Raw genomic sequence first — 13,597 nt, forward strand, 5'->3', positions numbered from 1 at the left:
CCCCGGGGATTCCCCGGGGGCGCCGTCATGTGTGCGCTCAGTTACGGCCTGGCTCGACGATCTCACCCTCGATGGCCCGGCCACCGTCGACGACCACCGGCTGCTCCGGCTCCGGACGCGGCGTCGGCTGCGGCGCGCCCTGGCGCACCCGCACCGTACGCGGCCCGAACAGGTCACCGGCGACCATCGACGACACCCGCCGCTCGGCGGTGCGTTGCACCCCGGAGCGGGCCAGGCGACGCACCGGCGGCACCATCAGCAACAACCCGACCAGACCGCTGAGAAGACCCGGCGCCGCCAGCAGCAGCGCGCCGGCCAACCCGACGAGCCCGTCGGTCACCTGCCGCCCCGGTCGCTGCCCGGCCTGCGCGGCGGTGCGGAACCCGCGCCAGGCGCGCATTCCCTCCCGGCGCAGCAGCACCAGCCCCAGCAGCGACGCGGCGAACACCAGCAGCACCGCCGCGCCGAACCCCACCGCCCGCCCCACCAGGACGAACACCGCCAACTCCAGCACCACCGCCAGCAGCAGGGCGATCGGCACGAACCTCAGTCCTCGGCGCATCTCACCTCATCGCCAATCCGCGGCACACCGACACGTACCGCACATCCAGCATGACACGGCCGCGCTCACGGCCACCGCACCTGACCCGTGGGGGTGCCGTGCAGGCCGCGGCGTACGGCCTGCCGCCGGTCCTGCACACCCCAGCGGGTGATCCGCCACAGCGCCTCGGCGACGATGCGCGGGCTCATCTTGCTGTCGCCGCGTTCCCGCTCGGCGAACGTGATCGGCACCTCCACGATCCGCACCCCGGCCCGGTGGGCGAGTCGCGACAGCTCCACCTGGAACGAGTAGCCCTGCGAGCACACCGACTCCAGGTCGATGGCGTCCAGGGCGCTGATCCGGTACACCCGGTATCCGCCGGTGGCGTCCGACACGGGCATGCCCAGCGCCAGGCGCGCGTACAGGTTGCCGCAGCGCGACAGCAGCAGCCGCCGCAGCGGCCAGTTCACGACCTGCGCGCCGCTGGTCCACCGTGACCCGATCACCACGTCGGCGTCGCGGGCGGCGTCCAGCAGCGCCGGCAGGTCCTCGGGGGCGTGTGAGCCGTCGGCGTCCATCTCCACCACGGCCTGGTAGCCGCGCTCGCGCGCCCACCCGAACCCGGCCAGGTACGCGGCGCCGAGGCCCTGCTTGCCCTCGCGGTGCAGCACCTGCACGTGCGGGTCGCCGTCGGCGAGCGCGTCGGCGATCGCGCCGGTGCCGTCGGGACTGTTGTCGTCGGCGACGAGGATCTGCACGGCGGGGGCGGCACGGCGGACCCGCCCCACGATCGCCGCGACGTTGTCGGCCTCGTTGTAGGTGGGGATCACCACGAGCACCCGCCCCAGGCCGGGCACCTCGTCCGGACGCCGGATCGTATCGGTCGCCTGGATCACGGTTCCTCCGCTCCCGCCGGCGTACCGGCTGTTGCTATCCGGGCACGACCCGCTGCCGTCGGCGCAGCACGCCCGCTCCGGCCAGGGCGGCCACGGCCAGCCCAGCGAGGGCCAGCTCCGGCCACCAGCCGAGGCGGGTGGCGAGGGTACGCCCGCTGTCGAGCCGTAGCTGCCGCACCACGACCTCCCGGGTGTTGAACCCGGTGGCGTCGCTTACCCGCCCATCGGGGGCGACGAACCCGGACACCCCGACCGTGGAGGCCATCAACGCCGGCCGGCCGTGCTCCACCGCCCGCAGCCGCACCATGGCCAGCTGCTGGCGGGCCTCCGCCTCGTCGAAGGTGGCGTTGTTGGTCTGCACCACCAGCAGCTGCGCGCCGCCGGTGACGGTGTCGCGGACCACCTCGTCGTAGGCGACCTCGAAGCAGATGACGTCGCCGAGCACGGCCGGGCCGGCGCGTACCACGCCCGGGGTGCTGCCGGGCACGAAGTCGCTGCGGATCAGGTCGACCTTGTCGCTGACCATGCGGGCGATGTCGCGCAGCGGCACGTACTCGGCGAACGGCACCGGGTGGCGTTTGGTGTAGAGCTGCCCCATGTCCGCGCCGGTGTCGGGCCGCCACAGGATGCCCGCGTTGCGGACCTGCCCCGGGCCGGGGCCGAGCAGCACCGCGCCGACCAGGATGGGCGCGCGGATCGTGTCGGCGGCCTGGGAGATGCGGGCCCCGGCGGCGGGGTTGCGCAGCGGGTCGATGTCGCTGGAGTTCTCCGGCCACACCACCAGGTCGGGTTGCCGCTCCGCGCCGGCCGCGACCCGCGCGGCCAGTTCCAGGGTGGCGTCGACGTGGTTGTTGAGCACCGCCTGGCGTTGGGCGTTGAAGTCCAGCCCGAGGCGCGGCACGTTGCCCTGCACGATGGCCACGGTGACGGGCTCGCCCGACCCGGCGGCGGCCAGCGGCACCAGCAGACCCGCCCCGGCCAGCGCGACCGCGGCGACGGCCGGCACGGCCACCGGCGTCCACCGCCGCGCCGACCCGGCGCCGCTGGGCCGGGTGGCCGGTTCGATGTCGCTGGTGTCGCGGGGGCGGCTGGTCGCGTCGGTGTCGCCGAGGCCACCGGTCGTGTCGGGGTCGGTGCGACTGGTGGGGCGCAGAATGGCCCAGGCGTGCCAGCCGGCGGTGACCAGCAGCCCGCCGACGACCGCCACCGCGAAGGTGACCAGCGGCGCGCCGCCGAGGGCGGCCAGGCGCAGCAGCGGCGAGTCGTCCTGGGTGAACGCGAGCCGGCCCCACGGGAACCCGCCGAACGGCGTACGGTCGCGCAGCGCCTCCTGCCCCACCCACAGCAGCCCGGTCAGCGCCGGCAACGCCCAGCGGCTCCGGTCGGCCAGTGGTGACACCCAGGCGGTGGCGGCCCCGAGCAGCGCCAGGTAGCCGGCCTGCAGCAGCGACAGCAGCACCCACGGCAGGTAGCCAGTGTGCTGGTTCGTCCAGGCCAGCAGCGGCGCGAACAGCCCCACTCCGGTGAGGAAGCCCACGCCGGCGCCGGCGCGCAACCGCCGTCGGTGGGCGGCGGCGGCCAGCAGCGCCACGCCGACCGGCGCGAGGGGCCACACCCCGTACGGCGGGAACGCCAGCAGCAGGGCCAGCCCGGCGGCGACCGCCATCGGCGCGGCGACGCGCAGCGGCAGCGGCCGACCCACGGCGACCGGCGCGCTGATCACCGTGGGGGCGTGGCTCTCGTCGCGGTCCAGGGTCGTCACCGCTGCTTCACCTCGATCACCCGGCGAAGGCTACCCGGCCGCCGCCCCCACCGGCCGCATCGGCCCACGATGAGGGGCCCGCCCGACCCCTGCTCCGCGATCTTGCACTGTCGGTCGTCGACGCAAGGGGCGTTCCCGCTCATGTCGGCGACCGAACCTGCCAGATCGGCGCGCGAGTGGGGTGGGGGTATGAAATCGGGGCGCGGCTTGCGCCGCGCCCCGATGCTCCCAGGCCCTCCCCGGCCGGTGCGGCGAGGATGGGGCACGCCGACCTTCGGACCGACCAGGCGGTTGACTGGCTGCCCCCGCCGGGCCGTTGTCTACTGGCCGTGCACCTCACCCTGCCCGTACACCGGTAACCGCGACCGGTTCGCGCCGCCCCGCCGACCCCCGCCCGCTGGACCTGGCCGCCGCGACGATGACGCTGAAATAGTCGCTCGGCCAGCGGACGAAGGGACGAAGCGAACAACAGCCGCTTCCCGTGGTAGGACTCAAAGACGGTACGTGCTGCACCCCGCCTCCTGTCAACCCACCCCCGGCCTGTCGTGTGTTGCGCCACGGCGTGTCGGGTCGGCGTGTCTCACTGCGTGCTCAGATGGTGGCGCAGCAGCGCCCCGGCGGCCGTCCGGTGCTCCTCGGCGAGCAACCCACCGGCGGCCAGCACGTAGTCGACGTCGACGACCGCGCGGGCGGCGCGCGGCAGCGCCCACCCGCCCGCGTGATCGGCCAGGACTGCCGCCAGGACCTGCCCGGACGCGTCGGCGGGCGCGTGCCGCAGCACCCCACCGGAGCCCACCAGCAGCCGCACGTCGCGCAGGTCCCGCCCGGCCCGCTCGCCGGTGGCGGCGCCCCGGGCGTGCCGGCGCAACGCCACCGTCGCCGCCAGGGTGGCGATCCGGGCGTCCACGGCCCGCTCGACGTCGTCGGCGGCCAGGAAGGCCGGGTCGGCGGCCCGGCGGTCGGCGGCGGCGGCCAGGCCGTCGGTCTCGTCGGCGGCGAGCAGCCGCTCCTCGGCGGCGGCGCGCACCACGCCGGGGGCGCTCCACCGCATGCCCAGATCGCCCTCGACGGTGCGGGCCCGCCACAGACTGCCCGCGACCTCCCGGCCCGGCCCGGTGGCCCGCTCGTCGGGCGTGAGGACCGAGTACACGTCGGTGGTGGCCCCACCCACGTCGACGACGGCGAGGTCCCCACCGATGGTGTCGGCGAGCACCTCCACGCCGGTGAGGACCGCGTCGGGCGTGGCCGCCCGCACCAGCCGCGCGAACCGCGTGCCCCTGGACAGTCGTTTGCCGCCGATGACGTGGCGCAGGAACACCGCGCGGATCGCCGCGCGCGCCGACGCCGGGGCGAGCACCCCGATGCGCGGCAGCACGTTGTCCGCACCGGTCACCGGCACCCCGGCGGCCTCCAACAGCCCGGTCAACTCCGCACGGACGTCGCTGTTGCCGGCCAGGACGACCGGCACCCGCCAGCGGGCCCGGGCCAGGCGGGTGGCGTTGTGGGTGATCGTGTCGCCGTCGCCGCCGTCGGTGCCGCCCACGAGCAGCACCACGTCCGGCCGGGCCGCCCGCAACGCCGTCAGGTCGGCGGCGCCGAGCCGACCGGCCGCCACGTGCACCACGTGCGCGCCGGCCGACAACCCGACCCGCCGGCCCGCCTGCGCGGTCACCAACGCCTCGTAGCCGAGCACGGCCAGCCGCAACCCACCACCGGCCGACGAGCAGACGTACCACGGCACGTCCCGCACCCCGAGCCCGGCGGTGGCCGCCGCGACGGCGGCGTCCAGGCCGTGCAGCACGTCGCTGCCCACCGTGGTGGGCGCGGCCGCCGCGCCGACGAGGACACCCGCGGCCAGGTCCACCACGGCCGCCTTGGTGTACGTCGAGCCGACGTCCGCGCAGACCGCCAGGGTCACGAGTTTCCCTGTTCGCGACTGCGGGGCTCGCAACCCCGGCTCACTCCTCGCGACTCACTGATGCGGCGGGTACGACCACGGTGCCGGTCGCCGTGACCGCGACGATCGGCGGGTCCAGAACCTCGGCGGCGGACGCCGAGCGGTCCGGGCGACCCCGACACACCACCGTGCAGCTCAACTCCAGGGTGCGGCTGCGACTGCCCACCCGGGACACCTGGGCGGTCACCTCCACCACGTCACCGGCGCGGATCGGCGCGGTGAACCGCACGTCGGAGTACCCGGCGAACAGGCCCTCGTCGCCGTCCGTGCGGATACACACCTCCGTGGCGACGTCGCCGAACAACCCGAGGGCGTACGCCCCGTCGACGAGGTTGCCGGCGTAGTGGGCGTGCGCGTACGGCACGTACCGCCGGTGCGTCACCGTCAACCCGAGCCTGGTGTCGGTCATGCCATCGCCTTCCGCTGCGTGATCAGGGCGTGCACGAGGTAGCTGGCCACCTCGCCGGGCGTGGTCCCCCGACCGAAGATCCGGTCCACGCCCAACTCGTCGGTCATCGACTCGTCGAACCGGGGGCCGCCGACGATCAACAGGGGCCGCTTACCCGCCGGCATGGCCTCCCGGAACGCCGCCGACATCTCCCGCGTGTTGTGCAGGTGCGCGTCGCGTTGGGTGACGACCTGCGACACGAGCACCGCGTCGGCCTTCTCCACCCGGGCGGCCTCCACCAGCTCCGGCACGCTGACCTGCGCGCCCATGTTGGTGACCTTCAACTCCCGGTAGTACTCCAGGCCCTTCTCGCCCGCGATGCCCTTGACGTTGAGGATCGCGTCGATGCCCACGGTGTGCGCGTCGGTGCCGATGCACGCCCCGACCACCGACAGCTTGCGGCGCAGCCGCTGCTTGACGACGGTGTTGACCTCCTTGGCCGACAGCAGCGGGAAGTCCCGTTCCACCACCTGCACCGCGTCGACGTCGACGAGGTGGTTGACCCGCCCGTACACGACGAAGAACGTGAATCCGTCACCCATCGGCTTGGCGTGCACCACCATCGCCGGGTCGATGCCCATCTTGTTGGCCAGCTGCACCGCCGCGCCCTCGGCCCGCTTGTCGTGGGCCACCGGCAGGGTGAACGACACCTGCACCATCCCGTCGCCGGTGGTGTCCCCGTACGGACGCACGATCTGCTTACTCACGCCGTCGCTTCGCGACGGCGCGAGCGCGTGGCTGCTGTGCTGGCCGGTTCTCTCGCTGCGCTCGCTCACGACGCCGCCGCCTCCAGGATGTCGGTGGCCGGGTTGCAGTAGTCGGCCTCGTGCGCGGCGACCCCGTCCAGACCCTTGCCGCGGTCCGCCGGCCGCTTCATGATGCCGAACGTGCCCTCCGCGATCGCGGTGAGCAGCGTCTGCTCCCCGATGCGCTCCAGCAGATCGAGAGCCTCACCGAGGACCTGGTTGGCGCGGCGGCGGATGAAGCCGCCCGCCGCCGGCACGAAGTCCTCGTGCAACCCACCGGCGGCGCCCAGCACGTAGCGCACGTTCTGCAGGGCGATGTCGCGGTCCGACAGCCACGGCGTCACCACCGCCTCGGTCATCATCCCCACCAGCAGGATGCCCTGACCGGTCAGCGCGCCCGCCAGGTTGAAGAACCCGTCGAGCAGGTTGCCCCGGAACACGTCACCGGTCATGTGCTTGGTCGGCGGCATCCACTTCAACGGCGCGTCCGGGAACAACTCCCGCGCCAGCAACGCGTGCGCCAACTCCAACCGGAACGACTCCGGCACCTCCGGGTTGATCTCGAACGCGTGCCCCAGGCCCAACTGCCAGTCCGCCAGGCCCGCCTCGTGCGCGAAGAACTCGTTGAGCAGCTGCGACACGGTCACCGTGTGCGCCTCGTCGACCGCGTCGGCGGTGGTCAGGTAGTTGTCCTCACCGGTGTTGATGATGATCCCGGCGCGGGCGTGCACCTGCCGGGAGAACCGCTGGTCGACGAACGTACGGACCGGGTTGATGTCGCGGAACAGGATCCCGTACATCGAGTCGTTGAGCATCATGTCGAGCCGTTCCAACCCGGCCAGGATCGCCATCTCCGGCATGCACAACCCCGACGCGTAGTTCGTCAGCCGCACGTAGCGGCCCAACTCCTTCGACGACTCGTCCAGCGCCGCGCGCATCAACCGGAAATTCTCCTGCGTGGCGTACGTGCCGGCGAAGCCCTCCCGGGTCGCGCCCTCGGGCACGTAGTCCAGCAACGACTGCCCCGTCGAGCGGATCACCGCGATGACGTCCGCACCGGCGCGTGCAGCCGCCTGCGCCTGCGGAATGTCCTCGTAGATGTCGCCCGTCGCCACGATCAGGTAGATCCACGGCCGCTGCTTCGGGTCCCCGTGCCGCTTGACGAGGCGCTCGCGCTCCGCGCGCCGCCGGTCGATCCGCCGGATACCCGCGCCGACCGCCTTGCGGGCCGCCGACCGGGCCGCCGTCGCCGACCGACCGCTGGGCAGCGCGAACCGCACCGACCCGGCGGCGGCCTTCTGCGCCAGCAACGTCACATCCGTGATCCCCTCGCGAGCGAGGGCGTCGAACACCGGCACCGCCACCCCGTGCCCCAATCCCACGTCCGCGGCGACCGCGTCCACGAGCCGGTTCACCCACGGAATGCCGTCCGGGTCGGCGCCGCTCACCCCGGCCAGCCGCAGCACCGCCCGCTCCACCGACACCGTCGTGTGGCTGCGGGCCAGGTCGACCACCGGCTGCCCGGCCCGCCGCGCCAACTCCCGCGCCCGCGCCACCAACACCGGATCAAGGTCAAGTTTCCCGGTCACGACGACCCTTCCTCATAGATGACCTCACCACGCAGCACCAGCCGCCGGCACACCGGCAGCGGCGTCGGATCGTCCGGACCCCGCACCTCCGGGTCCTCGGCCACCAGCACCGGCAGACCCCGTTCCACCCCCGCCGGCGTCGACCACACCGCGAACGTCGCCGGCGCACCCAGCGCCAGCACACCCTCGACGTCCAGGTGCACCGCCCGCCACCCACCGCGGGTGTGCGCCGCGAAAGCCGCCCGCACACTCATCCGCTGCGCCGGGTTGTGGTGCGCCGCCGCAGCCCGCACCGACCCCCACGGGTCCAGCGGCGTCACCGGCGAATCCGACCCGAACGCCAACGCCACACCCACCGAGTGCATCGCACCCATCGGGTTCGACTCCAACGACCGGTCCAACCCCAACCGCGCCTCGTACATCCGGCCCGCCCCACCCCACAACCGGTCGAACGCCGGCTGCATGCTCGCCACGATCCCGTACTCCACGAACCGCGCGATCATCCGCTTGTTCATGATCTCCGCGTGCTCGATGCGGTGCCGGGCCGCGCGCAGCCGCTCCACACCCAGCGTCGCCGCCGCCGCCGCGAACCCGTCGAGCACCGTGCCGATCGCCGCGTCCCCGATCGCGTGGAACCCGCCCTGCAGGCCCTGCGCCGCACAGTCCAGCAAGTGATCACGCACCTGCTCGGCGCTGAGATACCCGTGCCCGCAGCCGTCACCGTCGCCGTACGGCTGCGACACGTGCGCCGTGCGCGACCCCAACGCCCCGTCCGCGAACAGGTCACCCCCGGCGCCCACCGCGCCCAACTCCCGGGCCCGCGCCGCGCCACCCAGCTCACCCCAGTACCCGTACACCTCCGGCACCCCCGCCCCGGAGATGCCCAGCAGGCCGGTGAAGTCCTCCTCGTCGGAGATCTCCGGACCGCCGCACTCGTGCACCGCCGCGATGCCCAACGACGCCGCGTGCGCGAGCGCCACCCGCTGCGCGGCGACCCGCTGCGCCCGCGTCACCGACCCCTGCGCCGCCGCCCGCACCACATGGTGGGCGTCGCGCCGCAACCAGCCCGACGCGTCGTACCCGGCCGCCTGCGCCGCCTGCGGACACGCCGCCAGCAACGCCGACGACACCAACGCCGAATGGATCGACGCCTGCGACAGGTACACCCGCCGGCCACCGGCCGCCCGGTCCAACGCCGCCGCGTCCGGCAACGTCGCGTCCGACCAGCCGGACTCGTCCCAGCCGTGCCCCAGCACCACCGCGTCCGCCGGCAACCCCGCCGCGAACCCGGCCACCGCGTCGAGCAACTGCCCCGCCGAGCGCACCCCGGACAGCTCCAGCCCGGACAGCGCCAACCCGGTGTCGGTGGCGTGCACGTGCGCGTCCACGAACGCCGGCGTCACCAGCGCCCCGTCCAGGTCCACCACCCGGTCGGCCGGCGGCGCGTCACCGTCGGTGCCCAACCAGGCAATCCGCCCACCGGACACCAACAGCGCGGTCGCGCTCGGGTCGGCGGGGCAGTGCAGCACGCCGCCGCGGTACAACGTCGAGGGGTTCGTCATGACCTCAGTCTGCCGCGATCCGCGCCGCGAACAGCCGACGCACCCCCGGCTCGGCGCGCAACAGCCCCAACGCCAACTCCGCGTGCCCCGGCACGTACCCGTTGCCCACCAGCATCGTCACGTCCGCCGCCAACCCCTCCGCGCCCAACGCGGCCGCGGAGAAGCTCGTCGCCATCGAGAAGAAGATCACCGTGCCGCCGTCCGCGGTGGAAAGCACCGCCCCGTGCTCGCAGCCCGGCACGTCCACGCACACCACAGTCACGTCCGCCGGAGCGCCCAGCGCGGTGGTCACCGCCATGGACAACCCCACCGGGTCGCGCGCGTCGGCCAACGCCACCACCGACGCCAGCCCGGCGTCCGTCAGCGCGTCCCGCTCCGCCGCCACCGGAACCACCCCGACGGTACGCGCGGCGCCCGCGCGACGCGCCGCCGCCAGAGACAGCGACCCGCTCTTGCCGGCCCCGCCGATCACCGCGACCCGCACCGGCGTCGGATCACCGCTACGCCGACGCTCCTCGACGTAGCGCGACACCACCCGGGCGGTCAGCGCGGGCGCCCCGCACACGTCCAGCACGGCCAGGGACAACTGGGGATCCTCGTCGTCGGGCAGCACCGCCGCGATGGACCGCGCGAACAGGATCGCCCACCCGTCACACGGCACCTGCTCGCTGCGGCCGTCCCAGCGCGCCAACCCGTCGGTGATCACCAGGGGCGTCAACGTCAACGACACCAGCGTGGCGACCCGCTCACCGGCCTTGAGTCCCAGCGGGGACCGCCGACCGGCCTCCTCGACAGTGCCGATCAGCATCCCGCCGGAGCCGGTCACCGGGTTCTGCATCTTCCCCCGCGTGGAAATGATCTCCAGCACCTCGGCGCGCACGGCAGCCCCGTCGCCGCCGTGCTTCTCCGACAACTGCCGGAAACTCGCCGCGTCCAGGTTCAGCCGCTCCACCCGGATCCGCACCTCGTTCGGCGCGATCGCCGCGGACGCGTCCAGCCGCCAGGCCGCCTGCGGCAGCACCCCCGCCGGTTCCACGACGCGGTGCAGTCCCACCGGTGACGTCACGCCGACCTCCCCTGTCCGGCCGCTCGAAGCCCCGGTCAAGGCTCGCGTAGCGGGAAAACTTACGGCAGACTAGTTTCTGTACCGAATATTTTCCAGTAGCCTTCGAGCTTCGATGATCCACCGAGGAGGGGCCGTGACCCAGACCATCCCGCAACCCCGTCACGCCCCGGTCGCCGTACCGACCGCCGGGCAGCCGTACGAATACCACCGCCGCCCCCTGGTCGAACCCGACTGGACCCGCTTCCCCGGCTGGCGCACCGTCACCCGCGACCAGTGGGAATCCGCCCAGTGGCAACGCGTCAACTGCGTCAAGAACATCAAGCAGCTCCGCGCCGTCTTCGGCGACCTCGTCGACGACAGCTTCTACGCCGACCTCGAGGCCGACCAGAAGGCCCTGGCCACCATGTCCATGCTGGTGCCGCCACAAATGATCAACACGATGGTGCCGTTCGCGCCGCTGACCACCGAGGCGCTGCTCGCCGACCCCATCCGCCGCTACATGATCCCGGTCGCCTCCGACCGACGCACCGACTGGCCCTCACACCCCTACGCCAGCCGCGACAGCCTGCACGAGCACGACATGTGGGTCGCCGAAGGTCTCACCCACCGCTACCCCACCAAGGTCCTCGCCGAGCTGCTCTCCACCTGCCCCCAGTACTGCGGCCACTGCACCCGCATGGACCTGGTCGGCAACTCCACCCCCGCCGTCGACAAGCTCAAACTCACCCTCAAGCCCGTCGACCGCTACGACGCCCACATCGCCTACCTCAAGGCCCACCCCGGCGTCCGCGACGTAGTCGTCTCCGGCGGCGACGTGGCCAACGTCCCGTGGCGCAACCTCGAGTCGTACCTCATGCGCCTGCTGGAACTGGAGACGGTCCGCGACATCCGCCTCGCCACCAAAGCCCTCATGGGCCTGCCCCAGCACTGGCTGCAGCCCGACGTCGTCGAGGGCCTGGAGCGCGTCGCCCGCACCGCAGCCCGCCGCGGTGTCAACCTCGCCATCCACACCCACGTCAACCACGCCCAGTCGCTCACCCCACTGGTCGCCAAGGCCGCCCAGACCGCCCTCGACGTCGGCGTCCGCGACGTCCGCAACCAGGGCGTCCTCATGCGCGGCGTCAACGCCACCACCCCGGAACTGCTCGACCTCTGCTTCGCGCTGCAGGGCGAAGCCGGGATCCTGCCGTACTACTTCTACATGTGCGACATGATCCCCAACGCCGAACACTGGCGCGTCCCGGTCTGGCACGCCCAGCAGCTCCAGCACGACATCATGGGCTACCTGCCCGGCTACGCCACCCCACGGATCGTCTGCGACGTGCCCTTCGTCGGCAAGCGCTGGGTGCACATGCTCACCGACTACGACCGTGAGCGCGGCATCTCCTACTGGACCAAGAACTACCGCACCTCGATCGAGTCCGCCGATCTGGAGGCGCTCAACAAGCGCTACGCCTACTACGACCCGATCGACACCCTGCCCGAGGGCGGCCAGCAGTGGTGGAACGACCACCGCGACGACTGACGCACCGCAGGTGCTGGCCGCCGACTCACCCGGCGGCCAGCACCTCGGACAGCGGGGCCGGCACCAGCCCCCGCTCGGCCAGCCCGGCCAGGATGTGCGGCAACGCCTCATCGGTCATTGCCGCGTTCGCCTCGGTCACATGCATGATCACCACCGACCCGGGGCGGGCGTGGTCCACCACCGCCCGCACCAACGGCTTCCACGCGGTCGCGAACGGATCGCCGCTGACCACGTCCCCGTCGACGACCGTCACGCCGAGCGGGGCCAGCGCGTCCAGCGCCGCCGCGTCGTGACAGAGCCCTGGAAAACGGAAGTACCGGGTCTGCCGACCCCCGTACGGTTCGATCACCTCGAACGTCTTCGCCACGTCGCCGCGCAACTCGTTCACCGGCTTCGTGGGCAGGTCGTAGCAGTGACCGGTGAACGCCGCGTGCCCGTACGTGTGGTTCGCCAGCTCGAAACGCGGATTGCCAGCGATGCGCCGGGTGACCTCCGGATACCGCTGCACCCACTTGCCGGTCAGGAAGAACGTGGCCGGGACCCGCTCCCGTTCCAGCAGGTCGAGGATGCGCAGGTTGGCGTACGACTTCACCCGACCGGCACGCAGGTTGCCCAACATCGCGTCGGTCATGTCCGCGTCGAAGGTCAACGCGACCTTGTTACCGGTCCGCGGCCCGTGGTCCACCACCGGCGCCCTGGTCCCGGTCGGCGTCGCGCCCGGCACCGAGGCAACCGCCGGCGCAGACGGGACACCGGCCGACGAGGCGACGGACGGCGTGGATGGGCTCGACGAGGCGGACGAGCCGACGAAGACCGGCTGGTCCGCGGGCGGCACCCGGGACGCTTCACACCCGGCACTGCCGAGGACGGCCGCCACGACCACGACGCCAAGAAACGGGCGAAGCCCAGCTCGGATCACGCCGCAGATCATCGCAGAAGCGAAAGCACCTCACTGTCCCCCGCGTGCCCACGAGGGCTCGTGGGGGCACGTCTCAGGCCCGCTTGGGCGGTGCCGCTCCGGTAAGCGACATACCTCAGAGGTATGAATATGACTCTGAGGTATGTCGCCTTCCAGGGACAAACCGCCCGCGAGGTCACCCGCGCGCGGGTCAGGCGGAACCCCCACGCGGGGCGTACATGATGACCGCGACGCCGAGCAGGCACAGGGCCGCGCCGGTCAGGTCCCAACGGTCCGGGCGGAAACCGTCCACCACCATCGCCCAGCCCAACGAACCCGCCACGAACACCCCGCCGTACGCGGCCAGGATGCGGCCGAAGTTGGCGTCCGGCTGGAACGTGGCCACGAAGCCGTAACAGCCCAACGCGACCACGCCGGCGGCGATCCACCACAGGCCGCGCTGCTCCCGCCAACCCTGCCAGACCAGCCACGCGCCACCGATCTCGGCCAGGGCGGCCAGCACGAACAACACCAGGGAACGGAGCACAGTCACGCCGCCGACCCTAACGGCCCACACGCGTCGGGTCCCCGGGCAGGTGCTGCCCGG

At 72.9% G+C, this 13,597-nt stretch carries 12 protein-coding genes; 1 reads left to right on the forward strand and 11 read right to left on the reverse strand.

The features are described 5' to 3' along the window. Nucleotides 1-37: 37 nt before the first annotated feature. From AB0J68_RS13250 to AB0J68_RS13290, 9 genes are all read right to left on the reverse strand, one after another. Nucleotides 38-562, reverse strand: coding sequence for an FxsA family protein (locus AB0J68_RS13250; protein WP_363938467.1), 525 nt, complete (start codon nucleotides 560-562; stop codon nucleotides 38-40). A 65-nt stretch (nucleotides 563-627) separates the two neighbouring features. Further along, complete coding sequence (locus AB0J68_RS13255; protein WP_355068858.1) at nucleotides 628-1,437, reverse strand: polyprenol monophosphomannose synthase; 810 nt, start codon at nucleotides 1,435-1,437, stop codon at nucleotides 628-630. A gap of 34 nt (nucleotides 1,438-1,471) precedes the next feature. Continuing rightward, nucleotides 1,472-3,103 (reverse strand): apolipoprotein N-acyltransferase, encoded by a 1,632-nt coding sequence (gene lnt, locus AB0J68_RS13260; RefSeq protein WP_363938482.1) that lies wholly within the window; start codon nucleotides 3,101-3,103, stop codon nucleotides 1,472-1,474. A gap of 676 nt (nucleotides 3,104-3,779) precedes the next feature. Continuing rightward, nucleotides 3,780-5,117 (reverse strand): glutamate mutase L, encoded by a 1,338-nt coding sequence (locus tag AB0J68_RS13265; protein ID WP_363938470.1) that lies wholly within the window; start codon nucleotides 5,115-5,117, stop codon nucleotides 3,780-3,782. 40 nt (nucleotides 5,118-5,157) lie between these two features. After that, nucleotides 5,158-5,565, reverse strand: a complete 408-nt coding sequence (locus tag AB0J68_RS13270) for a hotdog domain-containing protein (RefSeq protein WP_355068854.1) — start codon at nucleotides 5,563-5,565, stop codon at nucleotides 5,158-5,160. Further along, complete coding sequence (locus AB0J68_RS13275) at nucleotides 5,562-6,311, reverse strand: OAM dimerization domain-containing protein (RefSeq protein ID WP_355068852.1); 750 nt, start codon at nucleotides 6,309-6,311, stop codon at nucleotides 5,562-5,564. The genes AB0J68_RS13270 and AB0J68_RS13275 overlap by 4 nt, the downstream gene beginning before the upstream one ends. 65 nt (nucleotides 6,312-6,376) lie before the next feature. Next, a complete protein-coding gene (locus AB0J68_RS13280) occupies nucleotides 6,377-7,939 on the reverse strand; it encodes a lysine 5,6-aminomutase subunit alpha (protein WP_355068851.1) in 1,563 nt (520 codons plus the stop codon). Then, nucleotides 7,936-9,501, reverse strand: a complete 1,566-nt coding sequence (locus tag AB0J68_RS13285; protein ID WP_363938475.1) for an amidohydrolase — start codon at nucleotides 9,499-9,501, stop codon at nucleotides 7,936-7,938. Before AB0J68_RS13285 ends, AB0J68_RS13280 begins: the two co-directional genes overlap by 4 nt. A 4-nt stretch (nucleotides 9,502-9,505) precedes the next feature. Then, nucleotides 9,506-10,555 (reverse strand): zinc-binding alcohol dehydrogenase, encoded by a 1,050-nt coding sequence (locus AB0J68_RS13290; protein WP_363938484.1) that lies wholly within the window; start codon nucleotides 10,553-10,555, stop codon nucleotides 9,506-9,508. A 124-nt stretch (nucleotides 10,556-10,679) separates the two neighbouring features. Here AB0J68_RS13290 and AB0J68_RS13295 point away from each other — a divergent pair, with 124 nt between their 5' ends. Continuing rightward, nucleotides 10,680-12,092 (forward strand): lysine 2,3-aminomutase, encoded by a 1,413-nt coding sequence (locus tag AB0J68_RS13295; RefSeq protein WP_363938477.1) that lies wholly within the window; start codon nucleotides 10,680-10,682, stop codon nucleotides 12,090-12,092. Nucleotides 12,093-12,117: 25 nt separating this feature from the next. Here AB0J68_RS13295 and AB0J68_RS13300 read toward each other — a convergent pair whose 3' ends face one another. Next, nucleotides 12,118-12,927 (reverse strand): polysaccharide deacetylase family protein, encoded by an 810-nt coding sequence (locus tag AB0J68_RS13300; RefSeq protein ID WP_363938480.1) that lies wholly within the window; start codon nucleotides 12,925-12,927, stop codon nucleotides 12,118-12,120. A 274-nt stretch (nucleotides 12,928-13,201) separates the two neighbouring features. Beyond that, a complete protein-coding gene (locus tag AB0J68_RS13305; RefSeq protein ID WP_354862189.1) occupies nucleotides 13,202-13,543 on the reverse strand; it encodes a YnfA family protein in 342 nt (113 codons plus the stop codon). Nucleotides 13,544-13,597 lie beyond the last annotated feature (54 nt).

Origin of the sequence: Micromonospora sp. NPDC049580 (assembly GCF_040675595.1) — a bacterium.
Lineage (GTDB): Bacteria > Actinomycetota > Actinomycetes > Mycobacteriales > Micromonosporaceae > Micromonospora.

What these genes read in the sequence shown, in the direction of transcription:
- AB0J68_RS13250 (WP_363938467.1), bottom strand. Translation starts at nt 562, where the DNA reads ATGCGCCGAGGACTGAGGTTCGTGCCGATCGCCCTGCTGCTGGCGGTG.
- lnt (WP_363938482.1), bottom strand. Translation starts at nt 3,103, where the DNA reads ATGGCGGTCGCCGCCGGGCTGGCCCTGCTGCTGGCGTTCCCGCCGTAC.
- AB0J68_RS13270 (WP_355068854.1), bottom strand. Translation starts at nt 5,565, where the DNA reads ATGACCGACACCAGGCTCGGGTTGACGGTGACGCACCGGCGGTACGTG.
- AB0J68_RS13285 (WP_363938475.1), bottom strand. Translation starts at nt 9,501, where the DNA reads ATGACGAACCCCTCGACGTTGTACCGCGGCGGCGTGCTGCACTGCCCC.
- AB0J68_RS13295 (WP_363938477.1), top strand. Translation starts at nt 10,680, where the DNA reads ATGATCCACCGAGGAGGGGCCGTGACCCAGACCATCCCGCAACCCCGT.